We start from the raw sequence: 14,343 nt of genomic DNA, 5'->3' as shown, positions 1-14,343 counted from the left end.
GGCCGATTCCCCTAACCTTAGCCCCGCGCAGCCGCCGAATCCGAAGGGAATTCGGGACCAGCGCAGGCCGCAGCGTGGGAAACCCGAATCTTGAGAAACACTCTCAGCGGACGCCAGCGCGGAGGGGCAATCGCGCCTCTACCCGGCGGGCAGCCGTGCGGTTATTCGATGGGTAACCGCGCCGTCATTCGATGGGCAGCCGCCCCTGGCCCAGCCGGATGATGGCGGGGACGTGGAGGTCTTCGTTGCCGCCGGGCAGCTCACCGCTGGGGGTGGGGGCCTGGGGCAGGAGACGGGTGGGCGTGGGGCCCTGCTGCTCACCGGCGGGCACTTCGCCGTAGACCCGGCCGCTGACGCTGTTCAGGGGAAGAGCCTGGCCGTCGATGGGCGGGAAGGCCGGGCCGGAGGCCTGCGCGGGCGCGGCAGCGCTTTCCACGGCGCCACCCAGATGCAGGCTGTTCCGCCGATCCGCCAGGAGCTTCTCCTCCTGGTCGAAGCCGCTGGCCAGGACGGTGACGAGCACGCGATCCTCCATGCCCTCGCCTTCCACGGTGCAGGCCTTGATGTCGGGCCGGCCGCTGTAGTGCTCCTGCAGGTAGTTCATGGCGGTCTCGATGGCCGAGGCCTCCATGACTTCCCAGTCGGCGGTGATGGACACCATGACGTTGGCCGCGGCGCCGGTCTGGGCGCGCTCCAGCAGCGGGCAGGCCAGGGCCTTCTTGAGGGCGTCCATGACGGCCTCTTCGCCACGCCCTGCGCCGGTGCCGATGAGAGCCTCGCCGCCGTTGCGCAGTACGGCCTCCACGTCCGCGAAGTCGCCGTTGATGATGCCGGGCTTGAGGATGAGGTCGGCGATGCCGCGCACGCCCTGGATGAGCACGCCGTCCGCCACGCGGAAGGCCTCCTTCATGGTGACGCGGGCATCACAGACGTTCTTCAGGCGTTCGTTGCTGACCACGATGACGGTGTCGGCGGTTTCCCGCAGGTTGGCCAGGCCGGCCAGGGCGAGATCGCCCTTCTTCCGGCCCTCCCAGGCGAAGGGGGTGAGCACCACGGCCACCGTGAGGGCGCCCAATTCCCGGGCGTAGCTGGCCAGCACCGGCGCGGCACCGGTGCCCGTGCCGCCGCCCATGCCTCCGGTGATGAAGATCATGTCGGCGCCCTGGAGGGCTGCCAGCACTTCCTCGCGGCTCTCCTCGGCGGCCACGGCGCCGCGTTCGGCGCTGCCGCCCGCGCCCAGGCCCCGGCTGCTCTGGGGGCCCAGAGGCAGCTTCAGGTGGGCCTTGCTCTGGGAGAGGCTCTGCTGGTCGGTGTTCATGGCGATGAACTGCACGCCAGTGACGCCGCTTTCGATCATGCGGTTGATGGCGTTGCAGCCCGCGCCGCCGACGCCGAGCACCTTGATGTTGGCGCCGGGCAGGCTGTGGGGGCAGGGGAGGAAGGGGGTCTCGGACATCGGGGCTCCCGATTGGGACATGGCTTAAAACAAAGGCTAGAACAGCTTCTTGAAACGGCCGATGAATCCATCGCTCCGGTCTTGCTTGCCGCGGGTTTCGCTCATGTCCCGGGCGAGGGACTTCACTGCGCCCAGGGCGTTCACGAAGTAGGGGTTGCCGGTGGCCTGGGGCAGGCCGGAGACGCCGAGGATGCGGCCCAGTACCACGCGGGGGCGGCCCAGGATGGTCTGGGCCAGGATGGGGAGGTGGGTGAGGAGGGCGCCGCCGCCCACCAGATGCACGCCGCCGTGGATCTCATGCATGAGGCCCGTGCGGCCCATTTCCGCCAGCACGAGGTTCAGCAGCTCCGCGGCCCGGGCCTGGAGCACTTCGGCGATCTCCCGGCGGGACACCAGCCGGCCCTCCTCCTCGAGCTCGACGGATTCCTCGACGGGCACATGGCTGTGCAGCACCGTGCCGAAGCGGATCTTGATGCGCTCGGAGGCCGTGATGCCGCCCAGGTGCTTGGTGATCTCCAGGTCGCGGGTGAAGTGCATGCCGCCGATGGGGATCACCGCCGAGTGGAACAGGGTGCCGTGCAGGAAGATGCCCAGGTGGGTGAGGTGCTCGCCGATGTCCACCACCACCGCGCCATTCTCGCGGTCCTCGCGGCTCAGCACCGCTTCGGCGCTGGCCAGGGGCGAGTACATCAGCTCGGCGCCGTGGAGCCCGGCGTTCTTGAGGGCCAGGTTGATGTTCATGATGACGGGGCTGGGCGCCACGATGATGCGGACCTCCGCCTCCAGCGACTCGCCGAACATGCCCACGGGGTTGCGGATGTCGCGCTGGCCCTTGATGTGGAACATCTGGGGGATGCGGTGGAGGACCAGCTCCTCCTTGGCCAGCTTGCAGCCGTTGGTGGCCTGCTCCAGCACCCGGTCGCGGTCCGAGGCGGTGATGATCTTGTCGCCGCTGCTGATGGTGATGGAGTCGCGGAGGTTCTCGCCCTTGAACTGGATGCCGTCCACGGCCACGCGGATGCCATCCACCTTGGTCTGCCCGGCCGTGTTCATGGCCTCTTCCACGGCCCGCACGATGGCGCGGGTGCAGAGGTCCATGTCGGTGATCTGCCCCTGGGTGAACCCGCCCTGGGGCGAGGCCTGGCCGGTGCCGGTCACATTCAGCGTCCCGTCTTCCTCCTGGACGGCCACCACCGCCACTACTTTGCTTGCACCAAGGTCGAGGCCTAGGAGAACGGCACGCTGAGGCATGAAGATCCTTTTCCTTGCTCTAGGTTTACACCAGTTCCGCGCCAGGTTCGAGCATTTGCGCACGGAAAAAACGCCGCTTTCTTCCCTCGCGGGTCAGCGTGGGATCTTGGTGGAGGCCGGACCGTCCTCGGGTTCCCCCACGGCGACCTCCTCGTCCCAGCGCAGGTCGATGTAGCGAAGCCGGGCCACATCCGGCCGCTGGGAAAGGCGATCCACGAACAGACCCTGGAAATTGGGCACGTTTTTCGTCACATCCTGGCGCGACAGGTAGATCGGAGCCGGAAGGCCCTCAATGTAGGCCACAGGCCCCTTTGGGCTCCACCTCAGTTCGGTGACGCGATCATAAAAGCCGGCCTGCTTTTCCCTTAAAGTCCGGGCAGCGCTCACAAGACGGGCCAGCCCCTGGTCCGTCTGGCTGGCGGGATCCACCACCACGGGAATGGGGCTTAGGTTCGCCTGATTGACCCGATCCAGGAGGATGCCGTCGTCGGACACGAGGAACACGCCGTTGCTGCGCACCAGCCAGAGGACGGGCCGCCGCTCCTCCACCACCAGGCTCAGACGGTCCGGAGGATCCTTCCGGATCTGGAGGTTGCGCACCCAGCGCTTGGCCTCGATCTGGGCCCGCAGGTCCTCCGCATCCACCCAGAAGAGGGGCTTGCCCAGCACCAGCTTCTCCGCCAGGGCCTGGATCTCCGCCTGCCGCTCGCCCCGGCAGCCGCTCACGTTGACCTGCTCGATGGTGAGCTTCTGGAGCCCGAAGTACCGCGTGCCCAGCTCCATCAGGGCCCAGGCGCCCCCGCCCAGCACAGCTATCGTCAGCCCCGCCCGAACCCAGGGGAACCAGGGGCGCTTGGGGCGGGTGCGGGGGAGCATGGACATCGGGGTCAGTCTACCGCTTGGAGGCGACAGTCTGGATGGCCTGGAAGCCTCCTATATGCTCTATGACCTGGGAGGATGCCCCATGGCCTCGATTGCCCCCGGGGGCATTCCGGAGTTCCTCGATTCGCTCTTCCGGGAGGAGTCCCGCCGGATCCTTGCCTCATTGATACGCCTGCTCAGGGATTTCGACCTGGCTGAAGACGGCATGCATGATGCGTTCGCGGCCGCGTTGGAAGCCTGGCCCAGGGACGGGGTGCCGGACCATCCCCGCGCCTGGCTGGTGTCCACGGGGCGCTTCAAGGCGATCGATCGCCTGCGGCGCTCCGCCCGCTTCAGCACCTCACTTGAGGCCCTGGCCGAGCTGCCCGACGAGGGCCCCTCGGAATGGGTGGAGGAGGAAGGCGTCGAAGATGACCGCCTGCGGCTCATCTTCACCTGTTGTCATCCAGCCCTGTCCCTGGAAGCCTCCACCGCGCTGACGCTCCGGGAGGTGTGCGGCCTGACGACGGAGGCCATCGCCCGGGCCTTCCTCACCGCTCCATCTACGCTGGCCCAGCGGATCGTCCGCGCCAAGGCGAAGATCCGCGACGCGGGCATTCCCTATGAAATCCCCGGCCGGGCCGACCTGCCGGACCGGCTGGACGCGGTGCTGAAGGTCATCTACCTGGTGTTCAACGAAGGCTACTCCGCATCCTCGGGGGAGGTGCTGACGCGGCCAGATCTCTCGGGCGAGGCGATCCGCCTGGGGCGGCTGCTCCTTGCGTTGCTGCCGGACCCGGAGGTGCAGGGCCTCCTCGCCCTCATGCTGCTGCAGGAGTCCCGCAGGGCCGCACGGGCCACGTCGGAGGGTGACCTGGTGCTGCTGGAGGACCAGGACCGTTCCCGGTGGGACCGGGCCTTGATGGCCGAAGGGAGGGCGCTGGTGGAACAGGCGCTGGCGTCCCGCCGGGTGGGCGCCTACACGCTTCAGGCCGCCATCGCCGCCGTCCACGCGGAGGCTGCCGAAGCCTCGGCCACGGACTGGGACCGGATCATCGGGTTGTACACCCTCCTGGCCCGGATTGCGCCTTCACCCGTGGTGGACCTCAACCGGGCGGTGGCGGTGGCCATGCGGGACGGCCCTCAGGCCGGGCTGGACCTCACCGACGTCCTCCTCGCGCGGCGCGACATGGCGGAGTACCACCTGGCGCACGCGGTCCGCGCGGACCTCTGCCGCCGTCTGGGCAGGACGGAAGAGGCGCTCGCCTCTTACCGCCAGGCCCTCGGGCTCGTCCAGCAGGGGCCCGAGCGGCGGTTTCTCGAGCGGCGGATGGCCGAGCTTCAAAAATAATTCGAAGGCCCCTGTCGAAAGCAGCCCTCCCCGAACGACCAGGGTGTGAAGGCGGTCAGAACGACCCCACTTAGGAGCCACCCATGAAATACATCTGCTTCGGATACCTCGACGTCCAACAGTGGTCGACCCTCTCCCAGGGCGAGCAGAACGCCATGATCGACGCGTGCTTCGCCTACGATGAGGGCCTGAAGAAGGACGGCCACTGGGCCGGCGGGGAGGGGCTGCAGGGCCCGGATACCGCCACCATGGTGCGCTACGAGCATGGCAAGGTGGCCGTGACGGACGGTCCCTATGCCGAGACCAAGGAGCTGCTGGGCGGCCTCCTGATGCTGGAGGCCAGGGATCTCAACCACGCCATCCACCTGATCTCGAACCATCCGGGCCTGAAGATGGGGCCCTGGGAGATCCGGCCGGCAGCGGACCTGGACAAGATGATTCGCGAAAGCGAGGCACGGCGTGCCAAGGCCAAGGGGAAACCTGCTTCCTGAACAGGGCGCATCAGGCCCGCCAAATCTCCACTTCGGATTCCAACTCCCTGCCTTGGTTTGCGTGCACTTTCTTCTGCACGCGGATCATGAGTTCAACGAGTTTTTCCTTGCCGTAATCCCGAGCTTGCATGGCATCTAAACATACGAGAGGAAAATCATGAGCAAGGTATTTGTAAACATCGCGCTTAGCCTCGATGGCTACATGGCGCCGGAAGGAATGACCATGGAGAATCCCGCGTATAAGAACTGGGGTGCCAAGTGGGGTGCGCTGATGGCTTGGCTCATCAATCAACAGTACTTTCGCGAGAACCTCCTCAAGCTCGAATCAGGAGGAGAAACCGGACCGGTCAATGACCTGGTTCGCAGGACCACCGAGCGCATCGGTGCCAACATCATGGGCAAGCGGATGTTCGACCAAGGCGAGCGCGCCTGGCCAGAAGAGGCTCCGTTTCACACACCGGTATACGTTCTTACCAATGAGAAACGCGAGCCCTGGATGCGCCCCGGTGGCACGACCTTTTACTTCGTCAATGAAGGGCCAGAGCGCGCCCTAGAACTGGCTCGGGAATCCGCAGGCAGTCGTGATATTCGTGTCGCGGGTGGACCGGATGTGATCCAGCAGTATCTGAACCTAGGTGTCGTTGATGAGCTGGAAATCGCCTTGGCACCCGTGTTTTTCGGTGGCGGGCGGCGTCTCTTCGAGAACCTAAGCGAGCCCGGGCCGCAGTTTCGCATAGACAAGGTTCTTGATGGTCCAGCCGCCACACACCTGCGCTATGTCCGTCAGTGAGGGCGGCCTAACCCCGCTTAACTGGCCATCAGATCTCGAGGCGCTGGCCGTTGGAGATCAAGGGTGCTCCCGCCAGATCTCCACTTCGGGTTCCAGCTCCACGCCATGCCTTTCCCGCACCCTCGTTCGCACCTGGTCCATCAGCTCGGCGAACTCGGCGGCGGTGGCGTGGCCGTGGTTGACGAGAAAGTTGGCGTGCTCGGGGCTCACCTCGGCGTCACCCACGCGCAGGCCCTTGAGCCCCGTCTGGTCGATGAGGCGGCCGGCGCTCTGGCCCGGCGGATTCTTGAAGATGCAGCCCGCGTTGCGCTTGGAGAGTGGCTGGCTGGTGCCGCGCTTGGCCCGGTACTCGGCCACCTGGGCCCGGATGGCGGTCGGATCCCCTTCCGCGAGCTGGGCCGTGGCCGAGAGCACCACGCGGCCCCCGGTCAGGAAGCTCCAGCGGTAGCGGAACTCGCCGGACTCCGGCGCCTTCTCCACCAGCTCGCCCTCGGGCGTGAGGAAGCGGTAGCGCACGAGCACATCCACCCACTCGCGGCCATAGGCCCCGGCGTTCATGCGGATGGCGCCGCCCAGCGAGCCCGGAATGCCGCTGGCGAACTCCAGGCCCGACAGGCCCGCGGCGGCGGCGGCCTCCGCCAGGGCGATATGGCCGTGGCTGGCAGGGGCCGTCATCTGGCTGCCCTCTCGAAGCACGGTCTTCGGCAGGGCCAAGCGCAGTACGGGCATCTCGATATCGCCCAGCACCACCAGGTTCGAGCCGCCTCCCAGCACCCGCCAGGGCAGGCCCTCCCGGGCGCAGGCCCGCACGAAGGCCTGGGCCTCGCCTTCCGTCGTGGGTTCGAAAAGCCAGCGGCAGAGCCCGCCCACGCCCAGCGTGGTGAGGCGCGCGAAGGGCACGTCCCGGCGGTGGGGTACTTTCAGCAGGTCATCGGGCAGGGGGCGCGTCATCGTGTCCAGTATGGACGACCGGCTTCAGGCACCGGCGTCCGGAATGGGTCGGAGGGAAGCCAGCACCATCTCCAGCAGCCCGTCGATCATGGTGCGGAGTTCCTCGGAGCTCGTGGCAGATTCCTTGAAGCCGTGGACGGCGCGGGTGAGGACCCGGGCGATCTGTTCGGGGGGAAGCGCTTTCGCAGGCGCTGTCTCGCTCAGGGGGGCGAGGATGCCCACCAGCTCGGCCTCGAAGGTGGTGATGGCCTGGTCGATGGCCTCCCTGGCGAAGGCGAGGCCGCCGTGGAGGGGCTCGCGCAGTTCCGGTGAGGCCTCGAAGAATCCGAAGGGACGCACGGCCCAGAGGTCGAAGGCGAAGCGGAGCTTCTCCAGGGGAGTGGGGCGGGCGTCCAGGCCTTGCCGGATCTCTTCCAGCGTGCGGGCGGTGAAGGCGCGGAGGACGGCCTCGAAGACCTCCTCCTTGTTGCAGAAGACCAGGTAGAGGGCCGGCCGGGACATGCCCGCGGCGGTCGCAAGGTCGCCCATGGTGGTCCGCCGGTAGCCGAACCGCAGGAACACGGATTCGGCGGCCGCCAGCACCCGGGCCTTCTTCTCGTTTCCCATGAAAAGAGTGTTGACAAAATTTGTCCAATTGTCAATATTGGCTTTCTGACATTATTGGTCAATATGTCAAGCCCATCATGGAGAACGACATGGCGCAAAAAGATTGGACCTGGGCCCAGATCCCCGATCAGACCGGCCGGGTGGCCGTGGTCACCGGGGCCACCTCTGGCACCGGCTTCGAGGCCGCCCGCATCCTGGCGGCCTGCCGGGCCACGGTGGTCCTGGCCTGCCGGAACCTGCCCAAGGCCGAGGAGGCGGCGCGGCACATCCGGGCCCTCCATCCCGGCGCCCGGGTGGAAGTCCAGGCCCTGGACCTGGCTTCCCTGGCCTCCGCACGGAAGGCGGCCGCTGAGATCCTCGGGCGGTTCGACCGGTTGGACCTGCTCCTCAACAATGCCGGCGTCATGGTCCCGCCCTACGGGAAGACTGAGGACGGGTTCGAGCTGCAGATCGGCACCAACCACTTCGGTCCCTTCGCGCTGACCGGCCTTCTGCTGGAGCGCCTGCTGGCCACCCCAGGTTCCCGCGTGGCGACCATGAGCAGCGGGGCCCACCGCTCAGGCCGCATCTACGCCGATGACATGCACTTCGACGGCGGCTACCGGGCCTGGGCCGCCTATGGCCAGTCGAAGCTGGCCAACCTCCTCTTCGCCTATGAGCTGCAGCGCCGTCTGGAGGCGGCCGGTTCGACGACGCGCTCCGTGGCCGCCCACCCCGGCTGGGCGAGGACGGAGCTCCAGCGCCACGCGGGCTGGATCCGCTGGCTCCGGACCGCGGGCCTGGAGGCCCTGCTGAGCCAGGATGCCTTCGGTGGAGCCCAGCCGCTGCTGCGGGCCGCCACGGATCCTGCCGTGAAGGGCGGTGAGTACTTCGGCCCCTCACGCTTCCTGGAGATGAAGGGGGCGCCCGTGCGGGTGCAATCCAATGCCCTCTCCCGGGACAGGGGCCTCCAGCGCTGGATGTGGCGGCACTCCGAGCAGAGCACAGGGGTGGTCTATCCGATCTGACCGTCTCCGCAAAACCGTGGCCCTGCTCTTTGCCGCCGCGGTGGCCGGGGGCTTCTGGGTCGCCGGTTCCTCCCCCGATTTCCTCAGGAGTTCCCGCATGGACCGATCCCCGCAATCCCCTCAATGGCGCGATGGGCACTTCCGCAACCCGCAGACCCTCTGGAACGACCCCTGGGGGGCCGTCGGCAGCCTCTTCCGGCGGGACCGGAACTCGACGCCCCGGGAACCCCTGCCCGTGGCGCACCCCACCCGCGCCGACCTGGAAGCGGCCGCTCCTTCGGGCCTGCGGGCCACCTGGCTGGGCCATTCCACGGTGTACCTGGACGTGGATGGCACGCGCATCCTCACGGATCCCGTGTGGGGTCGCCGGGCCTCCCCCGTCGGCTGGGCCGGACCGCGCCGCTTCTACGCGCCCCTCATCCCCCTGGAGGAGCTGCCGATGCCCCAGGTGGTGGCCATCTCCCACGACCACTACGACCACCTGGACGAAGGCACCCTGCGCCGCCTGAAGGACTGGGACACGCGCTTCGTGGTGCCGCTGGGCGTGGGGGCCCGCCTCGTGCGCTGGGGCGTGCCCGCGGCCCGCATCACGGAGCTGGATTGGTGGGAATCAATCCAGGTGGGCGAGCTGGAGGTGGTTCTCACTCCGGCGCGGCACGCCTCGGGCCGCGGCCTGCGGGACAAGGACCGCACCCTCTGGGGTGGCTTCGCCTTCCTCGGCCCCCGCCACCGGGTCTACTTCTCCGGCGACACGGGCATGTTCCCGGGCCTGACGGACATCGGCGAGCGTCTGGGCCCCTTCGACCTGGCCATGATCGAGGCTGGGGCCTACAACCCGGCCTGGCCTGACTGGCACCTGGGGCCCGAACAGGCCGTGGCGGCCCACGGCATGGTGCGCGGCCGGGTGCTTCTCCCCATCCACTGGGGCCTCTTCAATCTGGCCGCCCATGGTTGGACGGAACCCGTGGAACGGGTACTGGCCGCTGCGGGCTCCGTCGGCGCCACAGTGGCGGTGCCCCGGCCCGGCGAGGGCTTCGAGCCTGAGGCACCGCCCCACCAGCGTTGGTGGCCCGAACTGCCCTGGAAGACCGGGGCCGAAGTCCCCATCCGTGCCACGCTGGACGGGCGGCCCATGCTCCCCCAGGGAGGTCTGCCATGAAGGTCCTGCTGTTCGGCGCCACGGGCATGATCGGCCAGGGCGTCCTGCGCGAGTGCCTGCTCGATCCGCGGGTGACCCAGGTCGTGTCCCTCGTGCGCCGGCCCACGAACCAGACTCACGCGAAGCTGAAGGAGCTCGTCCATACGGATTTCCTCGACTATGGTCCGGTCGAGAGCGATCTGGTCGGGCTGGACGCCTGCTTCTTCTGCCTGGGCGTGTCCTCGGCGGGCCTGGACGAAGCCGAGTACCGCCGCGTGACCTACGACCTCACGCTGGCGGCCGCCCAGGTGCTGTCCCGGCTCAACCCGGGCATGACCTTCAGCTACGTGTCCGGCGCAGGCACGGACAGCACCGGGCGGGGCCGGATCATGTGGGCGCGGGTGAAGGGGCAGACCGAAAATGACCTGCGGCGCCTGCCGTTCAAGGCCGTGTATCTCTTCCGTCCCGGCGTCATCCGGCCCCTGCACGGCATCCAGTCCACCACGAAGCTGTACCGCATCCTCTACCGCGTCATGGGGCCCTTCTTCCCGATCCTGAAGCTGCTTTCCCCGGACAGCTTCACGACCACGGAGCAGCTCGGGCGGGCCATGCTCCACGCCGGCCTGGAGGGAGCGCCGAAGGCCGTGCTTGAGACGCGGGACATCAACCGGCTGTGAGGTTCTCCAGTTCCAAGAGCCGCGCCTTGCGCTCCGGTGTTCCGAAGGCGCTCCAGCCGCCAGGGCCGTCCGAGGCCACCACGCGGTGGCAGGGCACGAGGATGAGCACGGGGTTCGCCTTCACCGCCTGGCCCACGGCCCGGGCCGCGCCGGGCCGACCGGCCAGCAGGGCCACCTCGCCGTAGCTGATCGTCTGGCCGGGTCGGGTGGACCGGAGCACCTGGGCCACGCTCTGCTGGAACGGCGTCAGCTCTGACAGATCCACGGGGATGCCGTCGAGGTCCTGAGGCTGGCCCGCTAGGTGGGTCATCAGGCGCCGCACGGCGTCCATGATCCAGGCCGGCGCCTGCGGGGCTTCCTCCCGGTCGGGGCCGTCCACGAAGCGCAGGCGGCAGATGCCTTCCGCCGTCCAGCCCAGGCGCAGGCGGCCGAGGGCGGTGGCGAAGGTGAGGACGCGGACCGGCATGGGGCTAGGATGGCAGGATGCGCTGGCTCGCCATTGACCACGGCACGAAGAAGATCGGCCTCGCCTTCTCGGACGAGTTGGAGATCCTGGCCTCGCCCTTCGAGGTGTGGCCCCAGGAGGAGGAGCGCACGCTGGACCGCCTGGCGCGGCTCTGCAAGGAGGAGGGCGTGCAGGCCCTGGCGGTGGGGCTGCCCCGCCACAAGGACGGGGTTGAGAGCGCCACGGCGCCGGCGGCGCGGGCCTTCGGCGAGGCCCTGGCGGCCCGCACGGGCCTGCCCCTGCGTTTCGCGAACGAGCACCTCAGCAGCGCCGAGGCCGAGCGCCTGCTGCGGGAGCGGGGCGTGAAGCCCGAGAAGCGCAAGCTCCTCCTGGATGCCGCCGCGGCGGCTGTCATCCTCGGTGAATTGCTGGAAGACCGGCGGGCCAAGGGGATTCCGGCTACCCTGCTGGACTGAGACCTTCACCCGGAGGGACCATGCGCATCGCATTCCTGGGTCTGGGACGGATGGGCGATCCCATGGCGCGCCGACTGGCGGGCGCCTTCGACCTGTCGGTGTTCAACCGGGACATGGCCAGGGCCCGGCCCTTCGCAGCCCTGGGGGTGCGGGTGGCGGCCTCCGTGCGGGAAGCCGCCGAAGGCGCCGACCTGGCGGTGACCATGCTCGCTGATGACGGGGCGGAAGAGGCGCTCGCCTTCGGCCCGGGCGGTCTGCTGGAGGTCCTCGCCCCCGAGGCGGTTCATGTCTCCATGAGCACCATCGGCATCGCCACGTCGGCGCGTCTGGCCGAGGCGCACGCCGAGGCCGGGCAGGGCTTCGTGGCTGCGCCGGTCTTCGGGCGTCCCCCCGCGGCGGCCTCGGGCCAGCTCTGGATCCTGGCCGCCGGCCCGGAGCAGCAGGTGGCCCGCTGCCAGCCCCTGTTCGAGGCCCTGGGGCAGGGCGTCTTCCCCCTGGGCGAGCGGGCCTCCACGGCCCACGCCATGAAGCTGGCGGGGAACGGCCTCCTCATCACCGCCGTGGAGGCCTTGAGCGAAGCCTTCGCCTTTGGCGAGAAGGCGGGCGTGGCGCCGGAGACCACCCTGAAGATCCTGAACACGGCCCTGCTGAAATCGCCCTTGGCCGATGCCTACGGAGGGGCCGTGGTGCGGGGCGACTTCGAACCCGCGGGCTTCGCGCTGCGGCTGGCCCTCAAGGATGTGAGCCTGGCCCTCCGCGCTGCGGAGGCCTACCAGGCGCCCCTGCCCATCACCAGCTTCCTGCGGGACCGCCTGCTGGCAGCCGTGGCCAAGGGCTACGGCGACCAGGACCTGGCCGCGCTCTCCCGCATCAGCCGCGAGGATGCGGGGATCTGAGTTCGATTGGTGGTGAACAGTCCCTAGTCTTCAGGGACGGGACCCCTCAGCCCAGCCGCACCGTCCGCATGCAGCGCTCGGCCAGGCCCGGGTTGTGGGTGACGAGGAGGGTGGTGGGGCGCAGCTCGGCGTGGAGACCCAGGAGGAAACCGAATACCTCTTCCGCCGTGGCGGGGTCGAGGTTGCCGGTGGGCTCGTCCAGCAGCCAGAGGGCGGGTTTGCGCACCAGGGCGCGGGCCAGGCCGGCGCGGGCGGCCTGGCCGCCGGAGAGCTGGCCGGGCAGACGCTCACCGAGATCCCCCAGGCCCACAGTGGCCAGCAACTGGCCGATCCAGGCTTCGGCTTCGGCGGAGCCGTCGCCGTCGATGAGGAGCGGCATGCGGAGGTTCTCCCGCACGGTGAATTCGGGCAGCAGGTGGGGCTGCTGGAAGGCCAGGCCCACGCGGCGGCGCCGATAGAGGGCCCGGGCCTCGGCGCCCTCGGGCACGGGGCCGCCCCCCACGGTGATGCCGCCGGCCTCCCAGTGATCCAGCCCCGCCACGCAGTTCAGCAGGGTGGTCTTGCCCACGCCGGAGACCCCCACGATGGCGCAGAGGCTGCCGGCCGCCACCTCGAGGGAGAAGCCGTCGAAGACTGGATGGGCGTTGCCGGGGTAGGTCTTGTGCAGGGCGGTGATGGATAGGGGCTGTCCGATCATTCGGCCCTCAGCGCGTCGACGGGGTCCAGGGCGGCTGCCTTCTTGGCGGGGTAGCGGGCGGCCAGCCAGGAGACCAGCAGGGGGAAGACGGCCACCAGCAGGACATCCAACGGCTTCAGGCGGAAGGGCATGTAGGTGATGAAGTCGTAGACGGCGGCGGGCAGCTTCAGAAGCTTCCAGTGGTCGAGGATCAGGCAGAGGGGCACGCTGGTGCCCAGACCCCAGGCTGTGCCTACGACGCCGATGCGCAGGCCCTGCAGCTCGAAGAGCCGCTGGATCTGCTTCGGCGTGGCGCCCAGGGCCAGCAGCACGCCCAGGTCGCGCCGCTTCTCCGTCACCAGCAGCACCAGGGACGCCACGATGTTGAAGGCCGCCACCAGCACGATGAGGCTCAGCACGGCGGCGAAGGCCCACTTCTCCACGGTCAGCGCGGCGAAAAGGGCCCGGTTGGATTCCCGCAGGTCCGTGGCCTGGAAGGCTGGGCCGAGGGCCTCCAGCACCCGGGGTTTCACCTCCGCGATGGCGTCGATGCTCTTGGCGCGCACTTCGATCATCTCGGCCCGGCCTTCGGAGCGGGCCATCCGCATGGCATCCGCCAGGTGGATGAAGGCCCAGGCCTTGTCGTATTCGGAGCTGTGGCTATGGAACGTGCCGGCCACCCGGAACGCCGCGACTTTGGGCTGCTGGCCACCCAGGCCCAGCTCCAGCCGGAAGACAGCCAGGGCCACCGTGTCCCCCACCCGCAGACTGAGGCGCTGGGCCAGTTCCTTGCCCAGGATGATCTCGCCCTCCTTCAGCTGATCGATGGGGGCGGGCTGCATGGAATCGAAGATGCTGGAGGTCCCATGGGCCGTGGCGGGATCCACGGCCTTCACCACCACGGTTTCCGGCGGCATCTCGCTGTCCGGGCGGCGCAGGAGGCCCTTCTCGAGCCGGATGGGCGAGGCGGCCTGCACGCCGGGGACGGCCCGGATGGCCTTCAGGGCGCCTTCGGTGTCGGGGATGTCCCCGGCCAGGTTGAACACCGTGAAATGAGCCGTGGCGCTGAACAGGGTGGCCTGGATCTCTTCGTGGAAGCCGTTCATCACGGCCAGGGTCACCACCATGGCGAAGACGCCCAGGGCTGTGCCACCGCGGGCGAAACGCACCATGATCCGGACGAAGGCCCCCTTGCGGTGGGTCTTCAGATAGCGGTCGGCGATGGTGCGTTCAAACAAGGGCATGGATCCAGGGTAGCCGGGGACTTGATT

The 14,343-nt window shown here is 68.7% G+C and carries 16 protein-coding genes; 8 read left to right on the top strand and 8 right to left on the bottom strand.

The genetic code is table 11. The features are described from left to right. Window positions 1–184: 184 nt before the first annotated feature. From ftsZ to NOV65_RS07635, 3 genes are all read right to left on the bottom strand, one after another. A complete protein-coding gene (gene ftsZ, locus NOV65_RS07645; protein WP_257305527.1) occupies window positions 185–1,456 on the bottom strand; it encodes a cell division protein FtsZ in 1,272 nt (423 codons plus the stop codon). A 36-nt stretch (window positions 1,457–1,492) separates the two neighbouring features. Beyond that, window positions 1,493–2,707, bottom strand: a complete 1,215-nt coding sequence (gene ftsA, locus NOV65_RS07640; RefSeq protein ID WP_257305526.1) for a cell division protein FtsA — start codon at window positions 2,705–2,707, stop codon at window positions 1,493–1,495. Window positions 2,708–2,800: 93 nt separating this feature from the next. Then, complete coding sequence (locus NOV65_RS07635) at window positions 2,801–3,583, bottom strand: cell division protein FtsQ/DivIB (RefSeq protein ID WP_257305524.1); 783 nt, start codon at window positions 3,581–3,583, stop codon at window positions 2,801–2,803. A gap of 88 nt (window positions 3,584–3,671) precedes the next feature. Between NOV65_RS07635 and NOV65_RS07630 the strand changes: the two genes are divergently transcribed. The 3 genes from NOV65_RS07630 (at window position 3,672) to NOV65_RS07620 (ending at window position 6,200) form a co-directional block, all read left to right on the top strand. Beyond that, window positions 3,672–4,919: an RNA polymerase sigma factor gene (locus NOV65_RS07630; protein WP_257305522.1), complete on the top strand. Its 1,248-nt coding sequence runs from the start codon at window positions 3,672–3,674 to the stop codon at window positions 4,917–4,919. Between the two features lie 83 nt (window positions 4,920–5,002). Further along, window positions 5,003–5,410 carry a YciI family protein gene (locus NOV65_RS07625; RefSeq protein WP_257305520.1) on the top strand — a complete coding sequence of 136 codons (408 nt, stop codon included), beginning with the start codon at window positions 5,003–5,005 and terminating at the stop codon, window positions 5,408–5,410. 157 nt (window positions 5,411–5,567) lie between these two features. Continuing rightward, window positions 5,568–6,200, top strand: coding sequence for a dihydrofolate reductase family protein (locus NOV65_RS07620; RefSeq protein WP_257305519.1), 633 nt, complete (start codon window positions 5,568–5,570; stop codon window positions 6,198–6,200). A 57-nt stretch (window positions 6,201–6,257) separates the two neighbouring features. On the opposite strand, the gene murB is transcribed toward NOV65_RS07620, so the two are convergent. Both murB and NOV65_RS07610 read right to left on the bottom strand, forming a co-directional pair. Next, window positions 6,258–7,151 carry a UDP-N-acetylmuramate dehydrogenase gene (gene murB / locus NOV65_RS07615; RefSeq protein WP_257305517.1) on the bottom strand — a complete coding sequence of 298 codons (894 nt, stop codon included), beginning with the start codon at window positions 7,149–7,151 and terminating at the stop codon, window positions 6,258–6,260. A 24-nt stretch (window positions 7,152–7,175) separates the two neighbouring features. After that, the gene (locus tag NOV65_RS07610) at window positions 7,176–7,757 is read right to left on the bottom strand and encodes a TetR/AcrR family transcriptional regulator (protein WP_257305516.1); all 582 of its coding nucleotides are present in this window, start codon (window positions 7,755–7,757) and stop codon (window positions 7,176–7,178) included. A gap of 89 nt (window positions 7,758–7,846) precedes the next feature. Here NOV65_RS07610 and NOV65_RS07605 point away from each other — a divergent pair, with 89 nt between their 5' ends. The 3 genes from NOV65_RS07605 (at window position 7,847) to NOV65_RS07595 (ending at window position 10,579) form a co-directional block, all read left to right on the top strand. Continuing rightward, window positions 7,847–8,764, top strand: a complete 918-nt coding sequence (locus tag NOV65_RS07605; protein ID WP_257305515.1) for an oxidoreductase — start codon at window positions 7,847–7,849, stop codon at window positions 8,762–8,764. Window positions 8,765–8,861: 97 nt separating this feature from the next. Beyond that, entirely contained in the window at window positions 8,862–9,923 is a 1,062-nt protein-coding gene (locus NOV65_RS07600; protein ID WP_257305513.1) for an MBL fold metallo-hydrolase, read from the top strand. Then, on the top strand, window positions 9,920–10,579 hold the full coding sequence (locus tag NOV65_RS07595; protein ID WP_257305512.1) for a Rossmann-fold NAD(P)-binding domain-containing protein: 660 nt from the start codon (window positions 9,920–9,922) through the stop codon (window positions 10,577–10,579). Before NOV65_RS07600 ends, NOV65_RS07595 begins: the two co-directional genes overlap by 4 nt. On the opposite strand, the gene NOV65_RS07590 is transcribed toward NOV65_RS07595, so the two are convergent. Continuing rightward, a complete protein-coding gene (locus tag NOV65_RS07590) occupies window positions 10,566–11,045 on the bottom strand; it encodes a methylated-DNA--[protein]-cysteine S-methyltransferase (protein WP_257305510.1) in 480 nt (159 codons plus the stop codon). The two genes, NOV65_RS07595 and NOV65_RS07590, sit on opposite strands and share 14 nt — an antisense overlap. A 17-nt stretch (window positions 11,046–11,062) precedes the next feature. Between NOV65_RS07590 and ruvX the strand changes: the two genes are divergently transcribed. Further along, complete coding sequence (gene ruvX / locus NOV65_RS07585) at window positions 11,063–11,500, top strand: Holliday junction resolvase RuvX (protein WP_257305509.1); 438 nt, start codon at window positions 11,063–11,065, stop codon at window positions 11,498–11,500. A 20-nt stretch (window positions 11,501–11,520) separates the two neighbouring features. Further along, the gene (locus NOV65_RS07580; protein WP_257305507.1) at window positions 11,521–12,396 is read left to right on the top strand and encodes an NAD(P)-dependent oxidoreductase; all 876 of its coding nucleotides are present in this window, start codon (window positions 11,521–11,523) and stop codon (window positions 12,394–12,396) included. A 46-nt stretch (window positions 12,397–12,442) separates the two neighbouring features. On the opposite strand, the gene NOV65_RS07575 is transcribed toward NOV65_RS07580, so the two are convergent. Both NOV65_RS07575 and NOV65_RS07570 read right to left on the bottom strand, forming a co-directional pair. Continuing rightward, the gene (locus tag NOV65_RS07575) at window positions 12,443–13,093 is read right to left on the bottom strand and encodes an ABC transporter ATP-binding protein (RefSeq protein ID WP_257305506.1); all 651 of its coding nucleotides are present in this window, start codon (window positions 13,091–13,093) and stop codon (window positions 12,443–12,445) included. Then, on the bottom strand, window positions 13,090–14,316 hold the full coding sequence (locus NOV65_RS07570; RefSeq protein ID WP_257305505.1) for an ABC transporter permease: 1,227 nt from the start codon (window positions 14,314–14,316) through the stop codon (window positions 13,090–13,092). The genes NOV65_RS07575 and NOV65_RS07570 overlap by 4 nt, the downstream gene beginning before the upstream one ends. Between the last annotated feature and the right edge of the window lie 27 nt (window positions 14,317–14,343).

It is taken from the genome of Geothrix campi, from assembly GCF_024609265.1.
Classification (GTDB): domain Bacteria; phylum Acidobacteriota; class Holophagae; order Holophagales; family Holophagaceae; genus Geothrix; species Geothrix campi.
Note: the sequence above shows the minus strand (reverse complement) of the source record. Positions and strands in the feature narration are given on the sequence as shown.

Bases quoted from the DNA above. Each gene is read 5' to 3' on its own strand.
- NOV65_RS07600 (WP_257305513.1), top strand. From the start codon at position 8,862: ATGGACCGATCCCCGCAATCCCCTCAATGGCGCGATGGGCACTTCCGC.
- NOV65_RS07620 (WP_257305519.1), top strand. From the start codon at position 5,568: ATGAGCAAGGTATTTGTAAACATCGCGCTTAGCCTCGATGGCTACATG.
- NOV65_RS07635 (WP_257305524.1), bottom strand. From the start codon at position 3,583: ATGCTCCCCCGCACCCGCCCCAAGCGCCCCTGGTTCCCCTGGGTTCGG.
- NOV65_RS07625 (WP_257305520.1), top strand. From the start codon at position 5,003: ATGAAATACATCTGCTTCGGATACCTCGACGTCCAACAGTGGTCGACC.
- NOV65_RS07575 (WP_257305506.1), bottom strand. From the start codon at position 13,093: ATGATCGGACAGCCCCTATCCATCACCGCCCTGCACAAGACCTACCCC.
- murB (WP_257305517.1), bottom strand. From the start codon at position 7,151: ATGACGCGCCCCCTGCCCGATGACCTGCTGAAAGTACCCCACCGCCGG.
- NOV65_RS07580 (WP_257305507.1), top strand. From the start codon at position 11,521: ATGCGCATCGCATTCCTGGGTCTGGGACGGATGGGCGATCCCATGGCG.
- NOV65_RS07630 (WP_257305522.1), top strand. From the start codon at position 3,672: ATGGCCTCGATTGCCCCCGGGGGCATTCCGGAGTTCCTCGATTCGCTC.
- ftsZ (WP_257305527.1), bottom strand. From the start codon at position 1,456: ATGTCCGAGACCCCCTTCCTCCCCTGCCCCCACAGCCTGCCCGGCGCC.
- ftsA (WP_257305526.1), bottom strand. From the start codon at position 2,707: ATGCCTCAGCGTGCCGTTCTCCTAGGCCTCGACCTTGGTGCAAGCAAA.
- NOV65_RS07590 (WP_257305510.1), bottom strand. From the start codon at position 11,045: ATGCCGGTCCGCGTCCTCACCTTCGCCACCGCCCTCGGCCGCCTGCGC.
- NOV65_RS07595 (WP_257305512.1), top strand. From the start codon at position 9,920: ATGAAGGTCCTGCTGTTCGGCGCCACGGGCATGATCGGCCAGGGCGTC.
- ruvX (WP_257305509.1), top strand. From the start codon at position 11,063: ATGCGCTGGCTCGCCATTGACCACGGCACGAAGAAGATCGGCCTCGCC.
- NOV65_RS07570 (WP_257305505.1), bottom strand. From the start codon at position 14,316: ATGCCCTTGTTTGAACGCACCATCGCCGACCGCTATCTGAAGACCCAC.
- NOV65_RS07605 (WP_257305515.1), top strand. From the start codon at position 7,847: ATGGCGCAAAAAGATTGGACCTGGGCCCAGATCCCCGATCAGACCGGC.
- NOV65_RS07610 (WP_257305516.1), bottom strand. From the start codon at position 7,757: ATGGGAAACGAGAAGAAGGCCCGGGTGCTGGCGGCCGCCGAATCCGTG.